Here is a 24,943-nt window from a genome sequence, read left to right as displayed (position 1 = left end):
ATGAGCTACACCAACTTCACCCTCGACATCGACGCCGATGGCATCGCGCTGGTCACCTGGGACATGCCCGACCGCTCGATGAACGTCTTCACCGAAGAGGCGATGCTGGAACTGAACGCCATCGTCGACAAGGTGGCGAGCGACGCGTCGATAAAGGGGGCGGTGATCACCTCCGGCAAGGACACGTTCTCCGGCGGTGCCGACATCACCATGCTGCAGAAGATGCTGTCGAAGTTCGCAGCCGATAAAGCCAAGGACCTGGACAAGGCGACCAAGGCATTGTTCGACAATGCCGGCTACATGACCGGCTTGTTCCGCAAGCTGGAGACCTCAGGCAAGCCGTGGGTTTCGGCGATCAACGGCACCTGCATGGGCGGTGCGTTCGAGCTGTCGCTCGCTTGCCATGGCCGTGTCGCGGCCGATTCCGACAAGGTCAAGATGGCGCTCCCCGAAGTGAAGATCGGCATCTTCCCAGGTGCCGGCGGCACCCAGCGCGTGCCGCGGCTGACCGACCAGCAGCAGGCCCTGCAGATGCTGACGTCCGGTCAGACGCTGTCGCCGCAGAAGGCCAAGTCGATGGGCCTGATCCATGAGATTGCCGAACCGACGAAGCTGGTCGAATCCGCCAAAGCCATGATCAAAAATGGCTTGAAGCCAGTGGCGCCGTGGGACGAGAAGGGCTTCAAGCTGCCCGGCGGCCCGGTCTATTCGGTGGCCGGCGCCAATCTGTGGCCACCTGCAATCGCCATCCTGCGTCGCGAGACCTATGGCAACTATCCGGCCGCCGCGGCCATCCTGAAATGCGTCTATGAAGGCTTGCTGGTGCCGTTCGACACCGGCTTGCGCATCGAGCAGCGTTATTTCACCGAAATCATGCAGACCAGAGAAGCGGCGGTGATGATACGCTCGCTGTTCGTGTCGCTGCAGGAACTGAACAAGGGCGCGCGTCGTCCGGCCGGCGTGCCGGAAACCAAGTTCAAGAAGATCGGCGTGCTCGGCGCCGGTTTCATGGGCGCCGGCATCGCCTATGTCACGGCCAAGGCCGGCATTCCGGTGGTGCTGCTCGACCGCGACATGGACGCTGCCGCCAAGGGCAAGGCGCATTCGGACAGCCTGATCTCGGATCAGGTCAGGAAGGGCCGCGCCAAGCCGGAGGACAAGGACAGGCTGCTGTCGCTGATCACGCCGACGGCGGACTATGCCGACCTCGCAGGTTGCGACCTGGTGGTCGAGGCGGTATTCGAGGATTCGGGCGTCAAGAAAGACGCCACCGAAAAGGCGGAGGCCGTGCTGAAGCCGTCGGCGATCTTCGCGTCGAACACGTCCACCATCCCGATCACGTCGCTGGCGAAGAATTCGGCGCGGCCGAAGAATTTCATCGGCATCCATTTCTTCTCGCCGGTCGACAAGATGATGCTGGTCGAAATCATTTTGGGCAAGAAGACGGGCGACAAGGCGCTGGCCACCGCGATCGACTTCGTCCGCGCGATCAAGAAGACGCCGATCGTCGTCAACGACACGCGCGGCTTCTACGTCAACCGCTGCGTGCTGCGCTACATGTCGGAAGCCTACAAGATGTTGATCGAGGGCGTTCCGGCGCCGATGATCGAGAATGCGGCGAAGGCCGCCGGCATGCCGGTCGGCCCCTTGGCGCTGACGGATGAAACGGCGATCGACCTCGCGCAGAAAATCATGAAGCAGACCATGCGCGATCTCGGCGACAAGGCGGTCGACCCGAAGCAGATGACGCTGATCAACACGCTGGTCGACACGCATGGCCGCTTCGGCCGCAAGAACGGCAAGGGTTTCTACGACTATCCGCAAAAGCCTGCCAAGAAGAAGCTGTGGCCGGGCCTGAAGGATCTCTATCGGCAGTTGCCGCCTGAAAAGGTCGACTATGAGGAACTGAAGCAGCGGCTCCTGGTCATCATCGCGTTGGAGGCGGCCCGGGTGATGGAGGAGGGCATCGTCACCGATCCGCGCGAGGCCGATGTCGGCTCGATTCTCGCCTTCGGCTTCGCGCCCTTTACCGGCGGCGCGCTGTCCTACATCGACGGCATCGGCGCAAAAAAATTCGTCAAGATCGCCAAGGGTCTTCAGAAGAAGTACGGCGCCGAGTTCAAAGCGCCGAAGCTCCTGCTCGACATGGCAGAGAAGGGTGAGACTTTCTACGAACGCTTCGATCCCTATGCCAGGAGCGAGGCCAAGAAGGCGGCGTGACGCCGCCTTCGGTGGTGGACAAAATCACGGCCACCGGTTAGAACGGAGAAGGTATTTTTTCCTGTTCGGAAGGAGAGCAAAAGTGCTCTCGCATGACCGCGTATGGGCCGCCATCGATGCTCTCGCCGAGCGCTATTCGCTCTCGGCCTCGGGGCTGGCGAAACGCGCGGGCCTCGATTCGACCGCCTTCAACAAGTCGAAGCGGCTGTCCTCGGATGGGCGGCCGCGCTGGCCGTCGACCGAGTCGCTGGCCAAGATCATCGAGGCGACCGGCGCCTCGCTCGACGAATTCACCGGACTGGTCGAAGGCCGGGGCAAGACCGTTCCCGGATCTCTGCCGGCACAGACGTCTTCGGTGCCGCTGCTCGGCTTCGCCCAGGCCGGCGCCGGCGGCTTTTTCGACGATGCCGGCTTTCCCGTGGGCCAGGGCTGGGACCTGATCGAGCTTCCGGCACGGGCGACCGAAACCTCCTATGCGCTGCAGGTCCAGGGCGATTCCATGCTGCCGCTCTACCGCAACGGTGACGTGCTGATCGTCGAGCCGGGCGCCGCCACCCGCAAGGGCGATCGCGTCGTCGTCAAGACCTATGCCGGCGAGGTAATGGCCAAGGTGCTGGACCGTCAGACGGCGAAGTCGATCATGCTGGTCTCGCTCAATCCCGATCACCCGGATCGCGACATCCCGATGCGCGATGTCGAATGGGTGGCGCGGATTGTCTGGGCAAGCCAGTAGGGGCCGCCGGTGCGTCCGCTTCATGCCGCCGCCGCGGTGTTGACGATCCTGGCAATGGGGGCTGCGATTGCCGCAGGTGGCCGCGCCGTGCTGCAGGACGAAAATGGGCGCGTCGCGGCTCGGGCGCAGGCCGGCATCGCGGCGCAATCCCGAGCGCCTGCTGCATCAGCAAATCCGCGACCCAAGGCGGCGAGCCCAGAGGCGCATTCCAGGGCCATCGATCCCGAAGTCGTCGCGCCGCCGCAGCTTCAGCCGCAAGAGCTTGAACGGGTCGAGCCGCGCGCGCCGCTGAGTGAGTTGGCGCTGGCCGGACCGCCCAAGCCGCCCAAAACGAAAATGCCCGACGACTGGAACGGGACAAAACTGTTCCAGCCGGTTGCATCGGCCGCCGGTGTGATCGAGGCCAAGGGCTACTCCGTCGCGATTTCCGGCGTCGACATCGTCAGGCAGGACGAAACTTGCACCGACGGCGGCAAGTCGTGGACGTGTGGCACCCGGGCGCGAACGGCGTTCCGTGCCTTCCTGCGCGGTCGGGCGGTGGTCTGCACGGTGCCACCCGAGGGCGGCCGCGACCTGATCACCGCCGATTGCCGCGTCGGCAACCGGGATGTCGGCCAGTGGTTGATCGAAAACGGCTGGGCGCGCGCCGCCAAGGGTGGCCCTTATGTCGAGACCGGCGAGAAGGCCCGTATGGCCAGGAAGGGCATTTTCGGGCCGGCGCCCAGTCTCTCCGGCCTGCCTCCGGCGCCAGCCCCTTTTGCGGCCACAGCCCAGCCGACGCAGCCGATTCTCGATCCGTCGGCGACGGCTACGCCGACATCCGAGACGACTGCTACGCCGCCAACTGACCGGCCAGCGCCTTCTGAATGAGCGCGCGGGTTTCTGCGATGCCGTAGAGCGCGGCGAAGGAACCGAAGCGCGGGCCGCGCTCTTGTCCGATCAAAATCTGGTAGATCATCTGGAAGAAGGCGACGGAGACGCCCGGCCCGCCTTCCGGGCTTTGCTTCGAATGGTCCTGATAGCGTTCGATCTTGCGCGCGACGTTGAGCGCGGCATTCTGGATCGCCTCGCCATCGGCATCTGGCGGCAATGCGGCGAGCGCTTCGGACAGTTTCGTCAGCGCCTCGCGCTCGACCGGGTCGGCGGCCCGGTACACCTTGGCCGGCTTCACGAAATCGTCGAAATAGCGGATCGCATATTCGGCCAGCCGGTCGAGCTCGGGATGGGTCTTCGGCGTCACGCCTGAGGTGTGGCGCAAAATGAACCCCCACAGCACGTCCTTGTTCTGGGCGTTCGAGGCGCTGACCAGATTGAGCAGCAGCGCGAACGACACCGGCAGGTCGACGACAGGCGGGTTCCCGTCATGCATGTGCCAGACGGGATTTCCCAGCCGCTCCTTCCACTCCTGCCGGCGATAGGCGGACAGAAAGGCGTAATACTCGTCCACCGCCTTCGGAATGACGTCGAAATAGAGCTTCTTGGCCTGCCGCGGCCGCTGGTACATGTAGAGCTCGAGGCTTTCGGTCGGCGCGTAGGTCAGCCACTCGTCTATGGTCAGTCCGTTGCCCTTCGACTTCGAAATCTTCTGGCCGTTCTCGTCCAGGAACAGCTCATAGACGAAATGCTCGGGAGCGCGCCCGCCCAGGATATTGCAGATACGGTCGTAGATCACCGCATTCGTCTGGTGGTCTTTGCCGAACATTTCGAAATCGACGCCGAGCGCCGCCCAGCGCATGCCGAAATCCGGCTTCCACTGCAGCTTCACCCTGCCGCCGGTTATGGGCAGCGTGGTTTCGGTGCCGTCATCGTCGAAGGTGATCGTGCCGGCCTTGGCGTCGACATGCTTCATGGGGACGTAAAGCACGCGGCCACTTTTGGGGGAAATCGGCAGGAACGGACTGTAGGTCGCCTGACGCTCCTCTCCGAGCGTCGGCAGCATCACGTCCATGATTTTGTCGAAACGTTCGGCAGCGCGCAGCAGAACGTCGTCGAAACGGCCAGCCTTGTAGTATTCCGTCGCGCTGGCGAACTCGTAGTCGAAGCCGAACGTGTCCAGGAAACGGCAAAGCATTGCGTTGTTGTGGTCTGCGAAGCTCGCATAGTCGCCGCCGAAAGGATTGGGGACGGACGAGAGCGGCTTGTGCAGGTGCGGCTCGAGTGCGGCGCGATCGGGGACGTTGTCCGGAATCTTGCGCATGCCGTCCATGTCGTCGGAAAAGCACAAGATCTTGGTCTTGACGGTGTCCCGGGTGAGGACGCGGAAGGCGTGGCGCACCATCGAGGTGCGTGCGACCTCGCCGAAAGTACCGATGTGCGGCAGCCCCGACGGACCGTAGCCGGTCTCAAACAGGACGGTCTCGGGAAAGTCAGTGTCTTTGTAGCGCTCGACGATCTTCCTGGCTTCGTCGAACGGCCACGCCTTGCTTTCAGCCGCTGCCGCAAGCACCTCGGGATTGAGATCGATGATGTTTGATCCCGCCATGTCACCGTTTCCAAATTATTCGCCGGCATCGCCGCAAAAAGGGATGATTTTTTCAACCGGTCTCTAGGCGTGCCTGCCGTGGGCGTCAACGATCGCGGCTCTTTTTCCTTGCGACGTCGGTGCCTCGTTCCTAACTTCGGAGCCCGTTTGAGGAGTTTTAAATGCCGTTGCCGCCGCAAGAAGCCCTGATCTATCTTATGGTCATCACCTCCGCGTCCGATCGCGACATGACAAATGTCGAATTGGCGCGGATTGGCGACGTCGTCCGCTCATGGCCGGTGTTCGAGGACTTCGACCACGACCGGCTGGTCGGCGTCGCCCAGGACTGCCAAAAGTTGCTGCACGAAAAGGACGGCCTGGAAGGCGTTTTGGCGCGCGTCGCTGAAGCACTGCCCGATCGCCTGCTTGACACCGCCTATGCCGCGGCCTTCGAGGTTGCGGCCGTCGACCTCGAAATGCGCTTGGAGGAGGTGAGGGTGCTGCAGCTTATCCGTCGCCAGCTTGATCTCGACACGCTCACCGTCGCCGCCATCGCCCGTGCTGCCAAGGCTCGCCTGCGCACGCTGACTTGATCCAGACGCCAACGGGTCAGAAGAAGCTGACCGGGCCGGATCAGAAAAAACTGACCGGGCCGGATCAGAAAAAGCTGACCGGGCCGGATCAGAAAAAACTGACCGGGAAATAGCGCAGATAGAATTCGGCGAAGATGCCCTCCACCGAAATCTCCTGCAGTGCGTAGTCGAACGCTGCGGCCAGCGCTGGATCGTTGGCCCTGGTGGCGATGGCCATACCCGACCCCAGATATTCGGGCGCCAGATAGGGACCGCCGGCAAAGCGGCAGCAGGCTGCGGCATTCGAACTGCCCAGCCAGAAGGCGAAGCGCATGCCGTCGCCGAAGCCGGCGTCGACCTTGCTGTCCTTGAGACCATCGTAGAGCTCTTCCAGTTGCGCGAAGGGAACGACCTGAACGGTGCCGAAATAATCGCGCAGCATCCGCTCATGCGCGGAGCCTGCGACCACGCCGACGCGCTTGCCGCGCAGTCTGTCGAAGATAGGTTCCGTGAGCGCCTTTGCCTTCGGCATGATGAAGCGCGCCGGAAACTGCAGGTAGGAACGCGAGAAGGCATATTTCGACCGCGACTCTGGCGTGGCGGCAATGCCGGCAATGATCGCTTCGCCTTCGCCCTTTTGCAGCGCCCCTTCGAGCTCGGCCCAAGGCAGCGCCTGGATCTGGCATTTTTCGGCGATGCCGAGTTCGGCGCAGATCGCGCGCGCCAGATCGACGTGGAAGCCGGACAAGCGGCCCGCCCCGTCGAGGAAGTTGAACGGCGGGAAATCGGTGGTGGTCAGGAATCTCAGACGCGGCAGCGCGGACAGGTCAGGCTTCGGCAGCCGCTCCTTGGCATCCCACAGCATCGGCACTTGCGGCTCCGCGGCGCGCGCCGCCGTGAGCCACTCTGCCCCCGTCATTGCCAGCGTTAGGACGATGGATATCCATCGAATTGCCACGATCGAACTCCGCCCTGTCTTGTCCAATGTGGCTTTTGGTACGAAAAAGGCACAGGCACAACGGTTTTTGATTTCATCACGCCGATTTAGGGTTATGCTTCAGCGAGCTTGCAAACATGTGTTGCGTCGGCTGGAGGGGTAGTCGCAAGGCGCTGCAGACAGAGAGGAGCAGGTTTGTAATCCGGGGTCGATGGCAAGTGCAGGTCAAGCACTGGACCGTTGATCTCAACGCAGAAGGCAACATGGGGTAGATGTTGCGATGGGCCATTTCGATCGCACGCTGGAATTCATAGATCAGCTGCAGCACGCCGATACGGCGGCCGCGGTCTGCGAAAAGCTGCTTGGCATAACCTCGGAGTTCGGCCTGACGGCGCTGATGGCCGGAACGGTTCCGCAGCCGGGCACGCCAAGAGGCCAGCAAAAGGACCATGTGCTGCTTTGCGAGTGGCCGGGAGAATGGCTGGAGCGCTATGTGGCGCGCAACTATGTCGACCATGACCCCGTCGTCAGCCACATGAAGCAGCTGCAGGCGCCGTTCCAGTGGCGGGAAGCGTCCCAGAGCATCCGCATCGACAAGAGCAGCGGCGAAGTGATGGGCGACGCCGGCGAATTCAAGCTGCGCGACGGATTGGCCTTCCCGCTGATCACGCTCGATGGCCAGATCGTCATGGTGTCGCTGGGCGGCGAGGCCGTCGAATTGTCGGGCGCCGATTTTGGGCTGGTGTCGCTGGTGGCGACCTATGCGATTGGCCGCGCCATGCAGATCCACACGATGGCGGCCAAGACCATCGACCATGTCGAACTGACGCCGCGTGAGCGCGAATGCATGCAATGGGCTGCCGTCGGTAAGTCCGAATGGGAGATTTCACAGATTCTCGGTATTTCGGAACACACGTCGGAGAAACACCTTCTTAACGCCAAAAGCAAACTCGGTGCCGTCAACCGGGTGCAGGCGGTCGCGGAAGCGATAAGGCGCGGCTATATTAGCTAGCTCGGCCGTGCCGGCCTAGAAATTCTTGCCTACGTGATCGCGTAATTTCCTCGGGACAGCCCGGCCGTATCTTCCTATTGAACCTAGGAGACGGCAGATGCTTTTTTCCCTTACCACACAGGAACTTATGGAACGTCCCGACCTTTGGGAGGCCGTTCATCGTTTACGCTACAAGATTTTCGTCGAGGAGATGGGGTGGTCCGATCTGCAGCGCCCCGACGGCCTTGAGATCGATCAGTTCGACCATGACGAGGCGGTGCATCAGCTCGTCATCCGCAATGGCGAGCTCGCCGGTTATCAGCGGATGTTGCCGACAACGCGTGCGCATCTTCTGACCGAGGTGCTGGCGGATCTCTTTGAAGGCACGCCGCCATCCGGGCCGAACGTCTGGGAACTGACCCGCTATGCGGTCGCGCCGGGCTTTCGTGACGGCAAGCGCGGCGTCTCGACGGTCGGCACCGAGCTCATTGCCGGCTTCGTCGAGTGGGGGCTGAAGCGGAATGTCAACCAGGTGATCATCGAGTTCGAACCGATGTGGGTCCTGCGGGCGCTGCAGTTGCACTTCCTGGCGAAGCCGCTTGGCTACCAGCGCACCTATGGCAACCAGCAGGTCGTCGCCACACTGCTCACCTTCAACGAGCACACGCTTGAGGTGGTGCGGTCGCGTCGCAGTCATTTCGCGCCGGTTCTGGCCAGGGGATATCCCGACAGGCTCGGAATGAGGCAGGCCTCGTGAGAATTGGAGACAGCCATGAACATCCACCCGCAAACAGAGTTCCGCAATCATTCGCTGATCGTCACGGTGTCGTCGGATGACGGCCGGCCGGTGCTGGACGGGCGAGCCTATGAAAGCCTGGCCAGGATCTTCCACGAAGCTGCAATCGACGATGATGTGCGCGTCGTGGTGCTGCGCGGCCTCGCCGGCTGCTTCTGCCTCGGCGGCGATTTCTCCGAGTTCCTCGACGCCACCAAGCATCAACGGTTGATCGCTGCCGTCACCGACATGTTCCGCACGTTGGCGACGTTCCCCAAACCGGTCCTTGCCTGTGTCGACGGCGACGCGGTCGGTGTCGGCTGCACCATCCTGTTCCACTGCGACATGGTGATCGCATCTGACGAAAGCACGTTCCGGGTGCCGTTCGTCGATTTCGGCCTCGTGCCGGACGCGGCGACCAGCATCCTGGCGCCGCAAAAACTCGGTTATGCCGGCGCTTTCCGCTTCTTCTGCCTGGGCGACACGCTCAGTGCCGCGGACGCCAGGATGCTGGGCCTGGTCACGGAGATCGTGGTCGGCGACGTCGAGGAAGCCGCACTTGGCAGAGCCAGGCAACTCGCCAAGAAGCCGGTTGCCGCACTGCTGCAGACGCGCGACCTGCTCAAGGGCGACACAGGCGCACTCTGCGATCGCATCGACCAGGAGATTTCGCTGTTTCAGCAGGCTTTGCAGGACGATACCACACTGCGGCGGCTGCAGCGGATTGCCCGGCTGGCGGCATGAGACGTCATTCGGCAGAATGACAAAAATATCCGGAATCGTGCCGCGCGTCCTTGGGGGCGCGCGGCAGCGCTTCAGGCCTGTCTTCCCAGGAACGAAGGCCCTTCCCCGATGATTTTCTTGTCTTCCTTGCCGATGGCGTCGAGATCGCGGCCGTCATAGGGAAGCGACAACAGGATGCGCCGGATGATGGCAAGTCGCGCGCGCCGCTTGTCGTTGGCCTGGATGATGATCCAGGGCGCGAATTCCTTATGGGTGCGTTCGAACATGAGATCGCGCGCCTTGGTGTAATCGTCCCATTTGGCGATGCCGGCAATATCGATCGGCGAGAATTTCCAGTTCTTCAAAGGACTCCAGCGGCGATCGTGAAACCGCTCAAGCTGTGTTTCCCGACCGATGTTCAGCCAGAATTTGAAGAAATGGATGCCCTCGTTGCAGATCATCCGTTCAAAAAACGGCGTCTCGTCCAGGAATTTCTGATGCTGCTCCGGCGTGCAGAAGCCCATGACCGGCTCGACGCCGGCGCGATTGTACCAGGAGCGGTCGAAGGTGACGAACTCGCCGGATGTCGGAAAGTGCGCGACATAGCGCTGGAAATACCATTGCCCGATTTCGGTTGGGCTAGGCTTGGTCAGCGCCACGTTGCGCGCTGTCCTGGGGTTCATGTACTGGCGCAGCGCGAAGATTGTGCCGCCCTTGCCGGCGGCATCGCGTCCTTCGAACAGCGACATCACCCGCTTGCCCGTCGTTTGCAGCCATGCCTGCGCCTTGACCAACTCGATCTGCAGCCGCTCAAGCGTCTCGTCATACTCGTCGCTTTGCATTTTCTTGTCGTAGGGGTAGCCGCCGGCGGTCAGCTTGTTGTCCTCGATCCAGTCGGGAAGCTTGGGATCCTCGATGTCGAACTCGAACTCCTTGCCGTTGATCCGGATCTTTTGCGGACCCGGAACAGGCGCGGCGGCATCTTCCTTGGGGTTTTTCATCGAGACGAACCTTTCCAGCTTCCGGACTCATGCTATTGGGAGCCTTACTGCATCGGCCCGAAAATCGGAATCGATTTTCGAAAGGAACGATGCAGCAGATTAGTGATAGCGCCGGTCAGCGGGAAGTTTCCAACCTGCCGGTCGGGGTGGGGACGGAGGCATAGTGCGCGCGAATGGCTGACAGTAGCTGACAATGGCTGATATGGGCGGCGCAGAACAGCGAACCACGGCGCAAGCCGTCGCCACCCGGTTGTGGAACAGCCGCTGGCTGCTTGCGACCGGCATCGTCGCGATCTTGACGGTCTATGGTTTCGCAGACATGTCCTTCTATGTTGTGCTGCTGGCATGTGCGGTGCTGCTGCTCGCCGCCGCGATGCTGCCGGCCGGCGTAGCGCGCCAATCCGCGGAGGATGCCGCGGCGATCGAGGCAGGCGGGCTGCAACAGCTGTCGGGAGAATATCTGGCGGCTGCCGTTGCCGATCCGCTGATCATCTTCGATCGCACCGCGACGATCGTCCATGCCAACGCCGCCGCCTTCGCCGCCTTCGGCGGCATTGCACCGGGCATGTCGCTGTCGCTGAAATTCCGCGCGCCCGAGATGCAGGCCCTGCTGGACAGTATCCTGTCAGGCGCCGCCGCTGCGGACGTCGTCGAATATACCGAAAAGCTGCCGGTCGAACGGGCCTATCGCGTGAGTGCATCTTCGGTCGGCCACGGCACCGACCTCTATGTGCTGGTCTTCAAGGACCAGAGCGAGGCGCGCCGCATCGACCGGATGCGGGCCGACTTCATCGCCAATGCCAGCCATGAGCTGCGAACTCCGCTCGCCTCGATTTCCGGTTTCATCGAGACGCTGCGCGGCCCGGCCCGCAACGACTCGGCGGCGCGTGAGCAGTTCCTGCAGATCATGCACAACCAGACCGGCCGCATGGCGCGCCTGATCGACGACCTGCTGTCGCTTTCGCGGCTGGAGATGAAACCCTATCTGAAGCCGGGAACCGAGGTCGACCTCCGCCAGACCCTCGACAGCGTCATCGATTCGCTCGGTCCGCTTGCCCGGGAAAACGGCGTTGCCATCGAGCGGGATTTCGCGAAAGGACCACTCAATGTGGCGGGGGATCGCGATGAACTTTTCCAGGTTTTCGAAAATCTGCTGGAAAACGCCTGCAAATATGGACAGTCGGGTGGACGTGTCGTGGTGACGATTGCCCACAGCGATGACGGTCCCGAACCCGGCATCGACGTCACCATCCGGGACTTTGGCCCCGGCATTCCCGAGGAGCACATCCCGCGCATCACCGAACGTTTCTACCGCGTCGATGTCGAAAACAGCCGGACCCAGAAGGGCACCGGCCTTGGCCTGTCCATCGTCAAGCATATCCTGACGCGCCACAACGCCAGGCTGTCGATCAAGTCGGAGGTCGGCAACGGCGCAGCTTTCACGGTGCATTTGCCGGCGCACTGACACCTCACTATCTAAGCACGCGCCGGCCCGAGTACCGGAAGACTTTAGGACCGCCGGATGCGTGGATATAGGACTTTAGAGCCTACTCTGTGGCCTAGTGGACGCACGTCGCTCTAACGCTTTCTTTTTTCTGTCATCCGGCTAGCGTATCAGCGGGGATTCGAGGAACGACTCGGACCAGAAGACCCGGGAAGGCATCTCCATGCAGTCCGTGCACATCGTCAGCGCCTATGACGAGGAGCTGAAATATCTGTCGAAGCGCATTGCCGCGATGGGCGGGCATGCCGAACGCATGGTCGAACAGGCGATTGCGGCCCTGGTCAACGCCGACCCTGGCCTTGCCCAGAAGGTCATCCGCGACGATGCCGTTCTGGACCAGGGGCAGCGCGAGATCGACGACAAGGCGATCATCATCATCGCCAAGCGCCAGCCGATGGCGACGGATTTGCGCGAGATCGTCGGCGCGATCCGCATCTCGGCGGATCTCGAGCGGGTCGGCGACCTCGGCAAGAATGTCGCCAAGCGCGTGGTTGCCGTCATAGAAGGGCGCCAGCCGACCAGCCTCTTCCGCGGCATCGAGGCTTTGGCGGACCTGGCGTTGACGCAGCTCAAGGAAGTGCTCGACGTCTACGCGTCGCGCTCGGTGGAAAAGATCGGCTTCGTGCGTGACCGCGACGATCAGATCGACGCCGTGTACACCTCGCTGTTTCGCGAGTTGCTGACCTACATGATGGAAGATCCGCGCAACATCACGCCCTGCACGCACCTGCTGTTCTGCGCCAAGAACATCGAGCGGATCGGCGACCACGCCACCAATATCGCCGAGACGATCTACTACATCGTCACCGGCGACCAGATGCCGGCCGAGCGGCCGAAGGGCGACAAGACAGACAAGATTGTGCTTCCCGCAACGCTACCGGCGAAGTGAGCGGCTGCCTCTCGAACCCATTGCTGATTTAGGCTAAGCTTTACCGAACGTTCCTGATCCTGACCCGAGGCCATGCCTCCAGGAGGTAGCGATGGAAACCGTTCGGAACCTGACGCCGGCCCCGCCGACATCGGCCATCGTCGCTTCCAGCGTCTATACCGCCGGCCGGCGTGTCGCCGACATTCCGATCGAGGAAGCCGGCGAATGGGCCAAGAAGCCAGGTCATGTCGTCTGGATCGGCCTGCTGGAGCCGGACCGCGACCTGTTGCTTCGTGTCCAGGCACAATTCCACCTACACGATCTGGCGATCGAGGACGCCGAGCATCCGCATCAGCGGCCGAAGATCGAGCAATATGGCGATGCGTTGTTCATCGTTGCCCGCACGGCTCAACTGATCGACAGGCGCGTCACCTTCGGCGAGACGCATCTGTTCGTCGGCGCCGGCTACATCGTCAGCGTCAGGCACGGTCCGTCGACTTCTTATGCCGCCGTTCGCCAGCATTGGGAAAGCTGCCCGCATTCGCTAGCCAAAGGCGAGGATTTCGTCCTCTATGCCATTCTCGATTTTATCGTCGACAACTACATGCCGGTGCTCGAGCAGATCGAGGACGAGGTCGAGGCGATCGAGGACAGGGTTCTGCTGAAGCCGATGACCGGCTCCGACATAGAGCGGCTCTACATGCTGCGCCGCGATCTCTTGCGCCTGCGCAACGCCGCGCTGCCGCTGGTGGAAGTCTGCCGCCGGTTGACCAGCGCCGACCTGCCGCAGATCCATGCGGCCATGCACCCGCTGTTCCGCGACGTCACCGACCACATCCGCACCGTCCAGGAGAAGATCGACAGCTTGCGGGAGGTGCTCGCATTTGCCTTCGAGGCGAGCCTCCTGGTTGGCCAGAGCCAAGAAACGGCGATCACCAAGAAGCTCGCCTCATGGGCTGCAATCCTGGCGGTGCCGACGGCGCTCGCAGGCATCTACGGCATGAACTTCAACGACATGCCGGAACTTAGGATGGAATATGGCTACCCGGTCGTTCTGGGAGCGATTATTTTGGTCTGCTCGGTTCTCTACTGGCGCTTCCGCAAGAGCGGCTGGCTGTGAAGAGTAGGGCAGTAGGGCAGTAGGGCAGTAGGGCAGTAGGGCAGTAGGGCAGTAGGGCAGTAGGTAAAGATGGCGCCTCACGAGCGCAGCCTTTTGCAGTTCACCCCATACTGCCGTACTGCCTTACTCCCCTACCTACTGCGCCGCCGCTCCGAAGCGGGCTGAAACGCAACGCGGGCGTGATACTTGCAATAGGGTCCGGTTTCGGCCGCGTCGTTGCCGCAGAAATGGAACTCCTCCGAAAGCGGATCGCCATTCGGCCATTTGCATGTCCGCTCGGTCAATTCGACGAGCTGCAGATGCCGCGAGATCGGCACGACGACGTTCTCGACCGGACGGACATAATGACGCGTCACCGGTACGGCGTCGAATTGCGCCTGCAGCGCGGTCGCGCCGATCGACGTGGTGATATGCCGCGCAGTGCTCGCGGCCCGCGACACCGATTTCTGCACGGTCGATCCCTGCACGCTCTTCTTCTGGCGTGCCGGCGTGGCAGTCGCGCGTCCGCGGCCCGACAGTTTCAGCCGATGCACCTTGCCGATGACGGCATTGCGGCTGACACCCCCAAGCTGTGCGGCGATCTGGCTGGCGCTCAGCCCCTCCGACCACAATTTTCTAAGAAGTTCGACCCGCTCGTCAGTCCAATTCATGAGACCGCGCTCCTGCTGAAATGTGCGGCGATCGGAATCCTTCCACGATCCGGCTTCCGCCGGGCAGACACCACATATATCGGGTGATTAGGTCCGCCGCACGAAATCTAGTTATTTCTCGACCTATAATTACCTTATGCGCTGACTCGGTGACAAGAGTCCGAGGGCCAACACGAATCGGTTTTTTCGGTTTTCCCCAACTTGCCCGGTCGCTGATGAGCCGGCGTCTCGCTGGAAAGCTTGCCGCGCGTCCTTGCGCGACGTTTTCGTTGACTTCATGGCCGAAAAACACGATAAGCCGCACAGGCCGCCGCTTTGGCGGCTTTTTGATTTTCCGGTTCCGGAGACGCATATAATGAGCGGTTCGGCGCTTTTCGAGACCTTTACCCGCGCACCCCTGGCCTTCGACTATGGGGAAGGCACTTGGCTGGTCACCGACAGGGGCGAGCGGTATCTCGATTTTGGCGGCGGCGTTGCCGTGAATTCGCTGGGCCACAGCCATCCGCATCTGGTCTCGGCACTCACCGAGCAGGCGGCCAAGCTCTGGCATGTCTCCAACCTGTACGAGATTCCGGGGCAGAGCCGTCTGGGCGAGCGGCTGGCCGACGCCACCTTCGCCGACAAGGTGTTCTTCACCAATTCCGGCGCCGAGGCGCTGGAATGCGCCATCAAGACGGCGCGGCGCTACCATTTCGTCAAGGGCCATCCCGAGCGCTTTCGCATTATCACCTTCGAAGGCGCCTTTCATGGCCGCACGCTGGCGACCATCGCCGCCGGCGGCCAGTATAAATACCTGGAAGGTTTCGGCCCCAAGGTCGAAGGTTTCGACCAGGTCGGCTTCGACGACATCGACGCCGCCGAAAAGGCGATCACATCAGAGACCGCCGCGATCCTGATCGAGCCGGTGCAGGGCGAGGGCGGTATCCGCCCGGTGCCGACGCAGTCGCTGAAGCGGCTGAGGCAGCTCTGCGAACAGCATGATCTGCTGCTGATCTTCGACGAGGTCCAGTGCGGCATCGGCCGCACCGGAAAACTGTTCGCGCATGAATGGGCTGGCGTCACGCCCGACATCATGGCGGTCGCCAAGGGCATCGGCGGCGGCTTCCCGGTGGGCGCCTGCCTCGCCACCGACGAGGCCGCTGTCGGCATGACCGCCGGCGTGCACGGCACCACTTTCGGCGGCAATCCGCTGGCGATGGCGGTCGGCAACGCCGTGCTCGACGTCGTGCTGGCAGACGGTTTTCTGGAGGATGTGCAGCGCAAGGCGTTGCTGCTGAAGCAGGGGCTGGCGGGTGTCGCCGACGAATTTCCCGATGTCATTGAAGACATCAGAGGCAGCGGCCTGATGCTCGGCCTGAAATGCGCCGCGCCCAACACCAAGGTGAACATGGCGTTGCGCGACCAGCATCTGCTGGCGGTTCCGGCCGGCGACAACGTTCTTCGCCTGCTGCCGCCGCTCACCGTCACCGACGCCGAGATCCATGCGGCGCTCGACCGCATCCGCGCCGGCGCCCGGGGCCTGTCGGACGCCATCGCCGCGGCTGCGGCGAAATAACAGTCGGAAGACCCACATGAGCCTTCGCCATTTCACCGATCTTTCCGCCGTTTCCGAGGGCGATCTGCGCCTTATGCTGGACGATGCCGTCGTGCGAAAGGCAAGGCTCAAGGCTGGCGAGCGGACAAAACCGCTCGAAGGCAAGGTGCTGGCGATGATCTTCGACAAGCCGTCGACGCGCACGCGCGTGTCCTTCGACGTCGGCATGCGCCAGCTCGGCGGCGAGACCATCATGCTGACCGGCGCCGAGATGCAGCTCGGCCGCTCCGAAACCATCGCCGACACGGCCAAGGTGCTGTCGCGCTATGTCGATGCGATCATGATCCGCACCACGTCGCATGACCGGCTGCTGGAGCTGACCGAGAACGCCACCGTCCCCGTCATCAACGGGTTGACCGACGATACCCATCCCTGCCAGCTGATGGCCGACATCATGACCTTCGAGGAGCATCGCGGCCCGGTCGCCGGCAAGACCATCGCCTGGACCGGCGACGGCAACAACGTGCTGCATTCGCTGCTGGAGGCCTCGGCGCGGTTCCGCTTCAACCTCAACGTCGCCGTGCCGGAAGGCAGCGAGCCGGCGCAGAAGCATGTCGACTGGTCGAGGGCGCATGGCGGCAAGTTGAACTTCACCCGCTCGCCCGAGGAGGCCGTCCACGAGGCCGACTGTGTCGTTACCGATTGCTGGGTGTCGATGGGCCAGGAGCACCGTGCTCGCGGCCACAATGTCTTCTCACCCTATCAGGTCAATGCGGCACTGATGGCGAAGGCAAAGTCCGACGCCTTGTTCATGCACTGCCTGCCGGCGCATCGCGGCGAGGAGGTCACCGACGAAGTCATCGACGGCCCGCATTCGGTGGTGTTCGACGAGGCCGAGAACCGGCTCCACGCCCAGAAGGCGGTTTTGGCCTGGTGCCTCGGCGCTTGATCCGGGCTGCTGTGATCCTGGTCACCGTGATCCGGGCCGCCTTGATCCCGGCCGCCTTGATCCGGGAGTGCGTGATGCCTATCTCAGGCGCATCACGCAAATCGAGCGCGTTTCGACGCATGCGCCCCGGAGGGCGGCATCGCCGCGCCCCGGAGCTTTGTCATGTTGGAAACCCGTCAATTGGCTGAACATCAACCCAAACTCGGCGAATTCGGCTACGCCGGCGACGATCATGTCGTGCCCTTCGAGGTCGGCCCGCTCGACGTGCGCGGCCGTACCGTCCAGCTCGGGCCGATGCTCGACGCGATCCTCGGCCGGCATGACTATCCCGAGCCGGTCGCCCGCTTGCTGGCGGAAGCTTGCGTGCTGACGGTGCTGCTCGGCACTTCGCTCAAATTCGAAGGCAAGTTCATCCTGCAGACCCGCACCGACGGGCCGGTCGACATGCTGGTGGCGGATTTTTCCACGCCGCATGCGCTGCGCGCCTATGCCCGCTTCGACGCCGACCGGCTGGAGGCACTGACGTCTGCCGGCGAGACCTCGCAGCGGACGCTGCTTGGCAGCGGTGTCCTGGCGCTGACCATCGACCAGGGCGCCCACACGCAGCGCTATCAGGGCATCGTCCAGCTCGACGGCGAGACGCTGGAGGAGGCCGCGCGCACCTATTTCCGGCAGTCGGAGCAGATCCCGACCGATCTCAGGCTTTCGGTGGCCAAGCTGTTGACGCCCGGCATCGGCGGTGCCCGCGAGCAATGGCGCGCCGGTGGCATCCTGGCACAGTTCCTGCCGCAATCGCCCGAACGCATGCGCGTGCCCGACCTTCCGGGTGGCGACGGCGATCCGCGCGAGGAGATCCATGATCCGGCCGACAATTCCTGGCAGGAACTGCTGGCGTTGCTTGGCACCATCGAGCCGACGGAACTGATCGACCCGACGATCGGCGCCGAGCGGTTGCTTTACCGGCTGTTCCACGAGCACGGCGTGCGCGTCTTCGGCGGCGTGCCGGTAGCCGACCAGTGCTCATGCTCCAGGGAGAAGATCCGCGGCATTCTCGGAGGCTTCTCCGCCGACGAGATCAGGGACAGCACCGAGGATGGCGGCATTCACGTCGCCTGCGAATTCTGCTCAAAGCAATATGACTTCGACCCGGCGGAATTTGCTGCGGCTCAATAGAATTGAAATCACCGACGAAGCGTTGGCGCTGCCCCTCACCCTTACCCTCTCCCCGTGAAGAACGGGGAGAGGGGGCGCCAGCGTTGCGACAGGTTGTCCAGTTGATAGATGGGTTCCCTTTTACCCGTTCACTATACGGGGAGAAGGTGCCGGCAGGCGGATGAGGGGCAGCACGACCTTCCGGCCATCTATCTCTCTCAGTTCACCGTCCGCCGCGTGCCCGGCAGGTCGAGCGAAAAGGCGGGGATGGCGACGTCGAACGTCTCACCCCGCTTATTGCGCATCGTGTAGTGGCCGACCATGATGCCGGATGGCGTCGAGAGTGGGCAGCCAGACGTATACTGATAACTATCGCCGGGATTGAGTTCAGGCTGGTCGCCGACAACGCCGGCGCCGCGCACCTCCTCGACCCGGCCGGTGCCGTCGGTGATCTGCCAGTAGCGCGACAGAAGCTGCACGAATTCATCCGACTGGTTGTCGATGGTCACCTGGTAGCCCCAGACATAGCGGTTCTCCGACGGGTCGGAGCGATCTTCCAGATAGAACGGCCTGACCTGCACTTCGATGTCGCGCGTGACGGCGCTGTACATAAATCACTCCACACTATGCAGACGGAACATTCGACCCTCTCCGCAGTTCGGTCAACGGGGTGCGTCCCCCGGTGTCTGCCATCGTTGCCCGAATTTGTTAAGCGCAGGTGCCGAACAACAATGTCATTTAAGTGACACGTGACAATGATGGTGTGCAGGGCCGGGGATGGTGTGCAGGGCCGGGCGACTCAGCATTCTGTCGAACTGTTGAAAACGGCTTTCATGCGGCCGGTTTTTTCTGGAGCGACCAGATATTGATGGAATTGACAGTCACAGCCGCCTTGCTTTCCATAGCTCTGCTTGTTGTCAATCTCGCCAGCATCCTGCTGGCTTCGTTGAAGCTGAAGCGGCCTGGCAGGATCACGCCGCCAGCCGCCAAGGCGCCGCCGGTGTCGATCGTCGTGCCGTCGCGCGGCGTCGAGCCGTTTACCGAGGAGACGCTCGAGCGCGCCTTCTCTCTCGACTGGCCGCACTATGAGCTCATCTTCTGCGTCGCCCATGCCGATGACCCGGTGGTCGGGCCGATCACCGATGCGATCGCCCGCTTTCCGGCCGTGCCGGCCCGGCTGCTGGTCGGCGACGACCGCATCAGCGGCAATCCGAAACTCAACAATTGCGTGAAGGCCTGGGAGGCCACGCGCCACCACTGGGTCATCCTTGCCGATTCCAACGTCTTGATGCCGAGGGACTATGTCCAGCATCTGATGACGGCATGGCGGCAGGACACCGGCCTCGTCTGCTCGACGCCGATCGGCTCGCGGCCGGACGGGTTCTGGGCGGAGGTCGAATGCGCTTTCCTCAACACGCTGCAGGCGCGCTGGCAATATACCGGCGAGGCGCTCGGCCTCGGTTTCGCCCAGGGCAAGAGCATGCTGTGGAACAAGCCATTGCTCGACGCCAATGGCGGCATCCGTGCGCTTGCCGCCGAGATTGCCGAGGATGCCGCCGCGACCAAGCTGGTCAACGGGCTCGGACTGCGCGTCAATCTCGTTGCCGCGCCCTTCGAACAGCCGCTCGGCTTGCGCACATTTGGCGAAATCTGGTCGCGCCAGGCCCGCTGGGCACGCCTGCGTCGCGTCACCTTCCCACTGTTTTTCGCGCCCGAGATCCTGATCGGAGCGGCGCCGCCGCTGGTGCTTGCGCTGGTTGCGGCAGCAGGCGCCGGTTTCAGCCTGCCGGCTACCGCCATCGCCGTGCTGATAGTCGCCTATCTGCCGGAATGCGCTCTCGCCTCGGCCAAGGGCTGGCACCTGTCGCTGCGCATGATCCCGGCGATGGTTGCGCGGGACGTGATGCTTCCCGCCATCTGGGTGCGCGGCTGGCTCAGCGGTGCCGTCGACTGGCGCGGCAACACGATGACCATCCAAACCAGCGCCGTTGCGGAATTGGAAGAGACGCCGTCGGGCGCCTGACGGCGCCTGCTTTGCAGATCAGAGCGCAGCAGTTCGGCGCGTATCCCTACCTGGCGGCTTTCAAGGCCTGCTCGATGTCTTCGAGCAGGTCGTCAGTGTCCTCCAGTCCGACGGACAGCCTGAGCGTGCCTGGCCCGATGCCAAGTTCGGCCCGCGCCTCGTCGCTCAGATTCTTGTGTGTCGTCGTCGCCGGATGGGTGATCAGGCTCTTGGCGTCACCGAGATTGTTGGAGATCAGTACGACATCGAGCGCGTTCTGGAAGGCGAAGGCCGCCTGCTTGCCTCCCTTGACGTCGAGGCAGATCAGCGTCGAGCCGCCCGACATCTGCTTCTTGACGATCGCCGCCTGCGGGTGATCGGCGCGGCCGGGATAGATGACACGGACAATTTCCGATCGCTCGGCGAGGAAGTCCGCGATCCGGCCGGCACTTTCCGTCTGCTGGCGCACGCGCAGCGGCAGCGTCTCCAGGCCCTTCAGCAGCGTCCAGGCATTGAAGGGCGAGAGGCTGGGACCGGTGTGGCGGAAGTAGTCGTGCAAATTCTCGTCGATCCACTTCTTGTCCGACAGGATGATGCCGCCGAGGCAGCGCCCCTGGCCGTCGATGTGCTTGGTCGCCGAATAGACGACGATATGGGCGCCGAGTTGCAACGGCTTCTGCTGCAAGGGCGTGGCAAAGACGTTGTCGACGATCAGCCGCGCGCCGATCGAATCGGCAAGCGAGGCTACGGCTGCGATGTCGACGACCTCCAGCGTTGGATTGGTCGGGCTTTCAAGGAAGAACAACTTGGTGTTGGGCCTGACCGCCTTTTCCCAATTGGCGATGTCGGTGCCGTCGACCAGCGTCGCCTCGATGCCGTATTTCGGCGCCAGCGTCTCGACCACCCAGCGACAGGAGCCGAACAGCGCGCGCGCCGCCACGATGTGGTCGCCGGCCCGGGCACTGCACAGCAACGCCGCCGTCACCGCCGCCATGCCGGATGCGGTGGCGCGGGCATCTTCGGCACCTTCCAGCGCACACATGCGCTTCTCGAACATGTCGACCGTCGGATTGGCATAGCGCGAATAGATGAAGCCCGGTTCCTCGCCCTTGAAGCGGGCTTCCGCCGCTTGCGCCGTGTCGTAGACATAGCCTTGCGTGAGATACATCGCCTCGGAGGTTTCGCCGAAGCCGGAACGCAGCGTTCCTGCATGCACGAGGGCGGTCTGAGGCTTCCAGTTGCGCGTTTTGCTCGTCATCACCTTGTTCCAAACACAAAAAAATGGTCCAAACACAAAAAAACCGGCCGCGAAAGTCGCAACCGGTCGTACGGCCTTTCGGCCCGACGGTCCTTTAGCGACTTGTTTAACGTGGCTGCAAGCCGACCGGCCAAATCACCACGGGATAACGATCCTTTAGACCTGCGCAGCGCTTGCGTCAATTGCCGGCATGATTAAGAGGTTTGTACCAGCGGGTTCCACGGCAAGAACCTGCGGCAAGACGAGACCACGCCCGGCCTTCGAGCGGAGCCAGACTTTGCGGCAGACAGGCATTCTTCCGGATCAGGATATTTCCGCGCTGTACCAGTCGGGCGCGCTGAAGTCGCCGCGCGCGCTCGACGCCGACCAGGTTCAGCCGGCCAGCCTGGACCTCAGGCTTGGCGACAAGGCCTGGCGGGTGCGCGCCTCCTTCCTGCCCGGCCCCAACCACAGGGTTGCTGAAAAACTCGACCGCCTGAAGCTGCACGAAATCAATCTCACCGATGGTGCGGTGCTGGAGACGGGCTGCGTCTATATCGTGCCGCTGCTCGAGAGCCTGGCGCTTCCGGCAAACATTTCCGCCTCGGCCAACCCAAAAAGCTCGACCGGGCGGCTCGACATCTTCACCCGCGTGATGACCGATCGCGGCCACGAGTTCGACAAGATCGCTGCCGGCTACAACGGCCCGCTCTATCTCGAAGTTAGCCCGCGCACCTTTCCGATCGTCGTCCGCGCCGGCTCGCGGCTGTCGCAGATCCGGTTCCGCACCGGCAACGCGCTTTTGTCGGAAAGCGAGCTGCACGAATTGCACCGTGCCGAGACGCTCGTCGCCACCGAGCCGCCGAACATTTCCGGCGGCGGCATCGCACTGTCGATCGACCTCGATGGCGACAAGGACGGGCTGGTCGGCTACCGCGGCAAGCACCACACCGGCCTGGTCGATGTCGACAAGCGCGCCGCGCAGGATGTCGTCGATTTCTGGGACCCGCTCTACAAGAGCGGTGCCGGCGAACTGGTGCTCGATCCGGACGAATTTTATATCCTCGTCAGCCAGGAAGCGGTGCATGTGCCGCCGCTCTATGCCGCCGAGATGACGCCCTTCGATCCGCTGGTCGGCGAATTCCGCGTCCACTATGCCGGTTTCTTCGATCCGGGTTTCGGCCATTCGGCCTCGGGCGGCACCGGCAGTCGGGCCGTGCTCGAAGTGCGCAGCCACGAAGTGCCGTTCATCCTCGATCACGGCCAGATCGTCGGACGGCTGGTCTACGAGCACATGCTGAAGCGGCCGCAGGCGCTCTACGGCACAGATCTCGGCTCGAACTATCAGGCGCAGGGCCTGAAACTGTCCAAGCATTTTCGCGCCGCGCGCTGATCGCCCACTATGATCAGACCATGCTTGCCTGACCTTACGGGTCGTGCTTGGCTGTCTTAGCCGTCAATACGGTTGGAACAAGGGGAACAAAAAATGCAGATTTCAAGATGGATCGCATCGGCAGCAACAGCCGTCATGCTGGCGATGTCAGTCGGGTCGCTGTCGGCGCAAGCACAGGAAACGTTGAAGATCGCCACTGAAGGCGCCTATCCGCCGTTCAACACCATCACCGCGGACGGCAAGCTCGTCGGTTTCGACATCGACATCACCAATGCGCTTTGCGCTCAGATGAAGGTCGAATGCGAACTTGTCACGCAGGACTGGGACGGCATGATCCCGGCGCTCCAGGCCAAAAAATTCGACGCCATCATCGCGTCCATGAGCATTACCGAGGAGCGCAAGAAGCAGGTCTCCTTCACCAACAAATACTATACGACGCCGCTTTCGCTGGTGGCCTTGAAGGACAGCGATATTGCCTCGACCGAACCGGCGGCACTCGCCGGCAAGACAGTCGGCGCCCAGGCTTCGACCACCCAGGCCGACTATGCCCAGGATGTCTATGGCAAGGCCGGCGCCGAGGCGAAGCTCTATCCAACCCAGGAGGAGGCGGTCGCCGACCTGATGAACGGCCGTCTCGATGCCGTCCTTTCAGACAAATTCGTGCTGATGGACTGGATGAAGAAGTCGAGCGACGACTGCTGCAAGATGGTCGGCGACGTCAAGGGCACGGAGACCGAAGCCGGTATCGCCGTGCGCCAGGAAGACAATGCGCTGCGCGAAAAGCTCAACGCCGCGATCGACGCGATCGTCGCAGACGGCACCTACAAGAAGATCCAGGCCAAATATTTCGACTTCGACATTTATTGAGGCGTTGAAGCTGCGCGTTCTTCCTTCTCCCACAACAAGGGGAGAAGGAGAAGGTTGGCGCCTAAAGCGCCTTCACCGCCACCTTCACCGGCTGCTCGATTTCCAGCGGGTTGCGCAGCGGCAGGCCGAAATCCTTGGCCTCGATCTCGAAGACGTCGCCGGCCTCGGTCCTGACGCCGTCGGCGAAGGACAGTGTCGCGGTGCCGAACATGTGCACATGCACGTCGCCCGGCTGGCGGAAGGCCGAATATTTGAAGTGGTGATGTTCGAGATTGGCGATGGTGTGCGACATGTTCGCCTCGCCCGACAGGAACGGTTTTTCCCACAGCAGCTGGCCGTCGCGGAGGATGCGCGAGGAACCCCTGACGTCGGACGGCAGCTCGCCGATCAGGATCTCCGGTCCGAACGAAGCGTTGCGCAGCTTGGAATGCGCGAGGAAAAGATAGTTCACGCGCTCGGTGACGTGATCGGAAAATTCGTTTGACAGCGTGAAGCCGACGCGAAACGGGGCGCCGTCGTCGCCGATGACATAGATGCCGGCGACTTCCGGCTCCTCGCCGGCATCCTCGGCGAAGGCCGGCGACAGAAGTGCCGCACCGGGCGCCACTGCCATGGTGCCGTTGCCCTTGTAGAACCATTCCGGCTGCACGCCGGTCTGGCCCTTGGCCGGCTTGCCGCCCTCCAGCCCCATGCGGAACATCTTCATGGAATCGGTGAGCTGCTCCTCGCCGTCGCTGCTGAGCTTCTTGTGCATGGAATCGCGGGTCGCGGCGGAGCCGAGATGTGTCAGCCCGGTGCCGGTGAGGTGGAGATGCGCCGGGTCGGGATGGTTGATCGGCGACAATAGCCGCCCCTTCTTGTAGGCGGCATCGAGGTCGACCGCTTCACCAAAACCCTTGCGCTCGATGAGGGCGACCAGCCCGATGCCGGTGCGCGCGGCCTCCATTGCCAGCGAATAGACGCTGCGGGCGCCGTTGATGATTCTGGTCTTGCCGCCGTTGCGGGCGACGACGCGGATGGTCTCCGCCTCGTCGAGGATCTGGGAAATCAGCATGACGTACCCTCTCTCAATTGCCTTGGCCGGCCTGCCGGTCTGGCAAGCTTTTCCTGGCGCAGCTCGGACGGTGTCCGCGCCACGGGTGAAATTCTTCGTCCGGATTGCGCTCGCGGGCCCGGTCCCCTGGGGGGACTTCCTTGCGTCGCCCGGCAGCGCCGCGATGTGACCCGTGCCTCCTAAAAGCGCGCCGCGTTTGA

23 protein-coding genes and 1 riboswitch are annotated in these 24,943 nt (G+C 62.8%); of the genes, 16 read left to right on the top strand and 7 right to left on the bottom strand.

The annotated features are described in order from the left end of the window. The 3 genes from AC0L2C_RS15355 to AC0L2C_RS15345 all read left to right on the top strand — a co-directional run bounded on the left by AC0L2C_RS15355 (position 1) and on the right by AC0L2C_RS15345 (position 3,823). Positions 1 to 2,220 carry a 3-hydroxyacyl-CoA dehydrogenase NAD-binding domain-containing protein gene (locus AC0L2C_RS15355; RefSeq protein ID WP_473523740.1) on the top strand — a complete coding sequence of 740 codons (2,220 nt, stop codon included), beginning with the start codon at positions 1 to 3 and terminating at the stop codon, positions 2,218 to 2,220. An 82-nt stretch (positions 2,221 to 2,302) separates the two neighbouring features. Beyond that, complete coding sequence (locus AC0L2C_RS15350; protein ID WP_128170882.1) at positions 2,303 to 2,953, top strand: S24 family peptidase; 651 nt, start codon at positions 2,303 to 2,305, stop codon at positions 2,951 to 2,953. A gap of 9 nt (positions 2,954 to 2,962) precedes the next feature. Next, on the top strand, positions 2,963 to 3,823 hold the full coding sequence (locus tag AC0L2C_RS15345; RefSeq protein ID WP_287242126.1) for a thermonuclease family protein: 861 nt from the start codon (positions 2,963 to 2,965) through the stop codon (positions 3,821 to 3,823). Here the strand turns inward: AC0L2C_RS15345 and AC0L2C_RS15340 are convergent. Continuing rightward, a complete protein-coding gene (locus tag AC0L2C_RS15340; protein ID WP_128247566.1) occupies positions 3,786 to 5,435 on the bottom strand; it encodes a lysine--tRNA ligase in 1,650 nt (549 codons plus the stop codon). The two genes, AC0L2C_RS15345 and AC0L2C_RS15340, sit on opposite strands and share 38 nt — an antisense overlap. A gap of 161 nt (positions 5,436 to 5,596) precedes the next feature. On the opposite strand from AC0L2C_RS15340, the gene AC0L2C_RS15335 reads away from it, so the two are divergent. Continuing rightward, positions 5,597 to 6,007, top strand: a complete 411-nt coding sequence (locus tag AC0L2C_RS15335) for a tellurite resistance TerB family protein (protein WP_023802174.1) — start codon at positions 5,597 to 5,599, stop codon at positions 6,005 to 6,007. A gap of 88 nt (positions 6,008 to 6,095) precedes the next feature. Here the strand turns inward: AC0L2C_RS15335 and AC0L2C_RS15330 are convergent, their stop codons facing one another. Further along, positions 6,096 to 6,944 carry a transporter substrate-binding domain-containing protein gene (locus AC0L2C_RS15330; RefSeq protein WP_473523739.1) on the bottom strand — a complete coding sequence of 283 codons (849 nt, stop codon included), beginning with the start codon at positions 6,942 to 6,944 and terminating at the stop codon, positions 6,096 to 6,098. A gap of 259 nt (positions 6,945 to 7,203) precedes the next feature. On the opposite strand from AC0L2C_RS15330, the gene AC0L2C_RS15325 reads away from it, so the two are divergent. The 3 genes from AC0L2C_RS15325 (at position 7,204) to AC0L2C_RS15315 (ending at position 9,433) form a co-directional block, all read left to right on the top strand. Continuing rightward, complete coding sequence (locus AC0L2C_RS15325) at positions 7,204 to 7,935, top strand: helix-turn-helix transcriptional regulator (RefSeq protein WP_128247565.1); 732 nt, start codon at positions 7,204 to 7,206, stop codon at positions 7,933 to 7,935. 97 nt (positions 7,936 to 8,032) lie between these two features. Beyond that, positions 8,033 to 8,671: an acyl-homoserine-lactone synthase gene (locus AC0L2C_RS15320; RefSeq protein ID WP_023802177.1), complete on the top strand. Its 639-nt coding sequence runs from the start codon at positions 8,033 to 8,035 to the stop codon at positions 8,669 to 8,671. 15 nt (positions 8,672 to 8,686) lie between these two features. Further along, the gene (locus AC0L2C_RS15315; protein ID WP_084646899.1) at positions 8,687 to 9,433 is read left to right on the top strand and encodes an enoyl-CoA hydratase-related protein; all 747 of its coding nucleotides are present in this window, start codon (positions 8,687 to 8,689) and stop codon (positions 9,431 to 9,433) included. Between the two features lie 71 nt (positions 9,434 to 9,504). Here the strand turns inward: AC0L2C_RS15315 and ppk2 are convergent, their stop codons facing one another. Beyond that, the gene (gene ppk2, locus AC0L2C_RS15310) at positions 9,505 to 10,413 is read right to left on the bottom strand and encodes a polyphosphate kinase 2 (RefSeq protein ID WP_287242129.1); all 909 of its coding nucleotides are present in this window, start codon (positions 10,411 to 10,413) and stop codon (positions 9,505 to 9,507) included. Positions 10,414 to 10,606: 193 nt separating this feature from the next. Here ppk2 and AC0L2C_RS15305 point away from each other — a divergent pair, with 193 nt between their 5' ends. The 3 genes from AC0L2C_RS15305 to AC0L2C_RS15295 all read left to right on the top strand — a co-directional run bounded on the left by AC0L2C_RS15305 (position 10,607) and on the right by AC0L2C_RS15295 (position 13,905). After that, positions 10,607 to 11,878: a sensor histidine kinase gene (locus AC0L2C_RS15305; protein WP_128247563.1), complete on the top strand. Its 1,272-nt coding sequence runs from the start codon at positions 10,607 to 10,609 to the stop codon at positions 11,876 to 11,878. Positions 11,879 to 12,080: 202 nt separating this feature from the next. After that, positions 12,081 to 12,806, top strand: coding sequence for a phosphate signaling complex protein PhoU (phoU, locus tag AC0L2C_RS15300; RefSeq protein ID WP_023802181.1), 726 nt, complete (start codon positions 12,081 to 12,083; stop codon positions 12,804 to 12,806). 91 nt (positions 12,807 to 12,897) lie between these two features. Then, positions 12,898 to 13,905: a magnesium and cobalt transport protein CorA gene (locus tag AC0L2C_RS15295; protein WP_023802182.1), complete on the top strand. Its 1,008-nt coding sequence runs from the start codon at positions 12,898 to 12,900 to the stop codon at positions 13,903 to 13,905. A 131-nt stretch (positions 13,906 to 14,036) separates the two neighbouring features. Here the strand turns inward: AC0L2C_RS15295 and AC0L2C_RS15290 are convergent, their stop codons facing one another. Next, on the bottom strand, positions 14,037 to 14,555 hold the full coding sequence (locus AC0L2C_RS15290; RefSeq protein ID WP_027155176.1) for a GcrA family cell cycle regulator: 519 nt from the start codon (positions 14,553 to 14,555) through the stop codon (positions 14,037 to 14,039). Positions 14,556 to 14,910: 355 nt separating this feature from the next. On the opposite strand from AC0L2C_RS15290, the gene AC0L2C_RS15285 reads away from it, so the two are divergent. From AC0L2C_RS15285 to AC0L2C_RS15275, 3 genes are all read left to right on the top strand, one after another. Continuing rightward, the gene (locus AC0L2C_RS15285) at positions 14,911 to 16,110 is read left to right on the top strand and encodes an acetylornithine transaminase (RefSeq protein WP_473523738.1); all 1,200 of its coding nucleotides are present in this window, start codon (positions 14,911 to 14,913) and stop codon (positions 16,108 to 16,110) included. A 16-nt stretch (positions 16,111 to 16,126) separates the two neighbouring features. Next, positions 16,127 to 17,038 (top strand): ornithine carbamoyltransferase, encoded by a 912-nt coding sequence (gene argF, locus AC0L2C_RS15280; protein WP_128177925.1) that lies wholly within the window; start codon positions 16,127 to 16,129, stop codon positions 17,036 to 17,038. Between the two features lie 162 nt (positions 17,039 to 17,200). Then, positions 17,201 to 18,211 (top strand): Hsp33 family molecular chaperone, encoded by a 1,011-nt coding sequence (locus tag AC0L2C_RS15275; protein ID WP_023802186.1) that lies wholly within the window; start codon positions 17,201 to 17,203, stop codon positions 18,209 to 18,211. Positions 18,212 to 18,408: 197 nt separating this feature from the next. Here AC0L2C_RS15275 and apaG read toward each other — a convergent pair whose 3' ends face one another. Then, complete coding sequence (apaG, locus tag AC0L2C_RS15270) at positions 18,409 to 18,801, bottom strand: Co2+/Mg2+ efflux protein ApaG (protein ID WP_023802187.1); 393 nt, start codon at positions 18,799 to 18,801, stop codon at positions 18,409 to 18,411. Between the two features lie 257 nt (positions 18,802 to 19,058). Between apaG and AC0L2C_RS15265 the strand changes: the two genes are divergently transcribed. After that, the gene (locus AC0L2C_RS15265; RefSeq protein ID WP_128177927.1) at positions 19,059 to 20,213 is read left to right on the top strand and encodes a ceramide glucosyltransferase; all 1,155 of its coding nucleotides are present in this window, start codon (positions 19,059 to 19,061) and stop codon (positions 20,211 to 20,213) included. A 46-nt stretch (positions 20,214 to 20,259) separates the two neighbouring features. Here the strand turns inward: AC0L2C_RS15265 and AC0L2C_RS15260 are convergent, their stop codons facing one another. Continuing rightward, the gene (locus AC0L2C_RS15260) at positions 20,260 to 21,450 is read right to left on the bottom strand and encodes an O-succinylhomoserine sulfhydrylase (RefSeq protein ID WP_128177929.1); all 1,191 of its coding nucleotides are present in this window, start codon (positions 21,448 to 21,450) and stop codon (positions 20,260 to 20,262) included. Between the two features lie 74 nt (positions 21,451 to 21,524). Beyond that, positions 21,525 to 21,602: riboswitch (SAM riboswitch) on the bottom strand. A 125-nt stretch (positions 21,603 to 21,727) separates the two neighbouring features. Between AC0L2C_RS15260 and AC0L2C_RS15255 the strand changes: the two genes are divergently transcribed. Further along, positions 21,728 to 22,822, top strand: coding sequence for a 2'-deoxycytidine 5'-triphosphate deaminase (locus AC0L2C_RS15255; RefSeq protein ID WP_023802190.1), 1,095 nt, complete (start codon positions 21,728 to 21,730; stop codon positions 22,820 to 22,822). Positions 22,823 to 22,915: 93 nt separating this feature from the next. Continuing rightward, a complete protein-coding gene (locus AC0L2C_RS15250) occupies positions 22,916 to 23,689 on the top strand; it encodes an ABC transporter substrate-binding protein (RefSeq protein ID WP_128177931.1) in 774 nt (257 codons plus the stop codon). Positions 23,690 to 23,750: 61 nt separating this feature from the next. Here AC0L2C_RS15250 and araD1 read toward each other — a convergent pair whose 3' ends face one another. Then, the gene (gene araD1, locus AC0L2C_RS15245) at positions 23,751 to 24,743 is read right to left on the bottom strand and encodes an AraD1 family protein (protein WP_128177933.1); all 993 of its coding nucleotides are present in this window, start codon (positions 24,741 to 24,743) and stop codon (positions 23,751 to 23,753) included. Positions 24,744 to 24,943 lie beyond the last annotated feature (200 nt).

The organism is Mesorhizobium sp. WSM4845 (assembly GCF_055811455.1).
The sequence above is the reverse complement of the archived record's forward strand: the minus strand, read 5'-3'. Positions and strand labels throughout refer to the sequence as shown.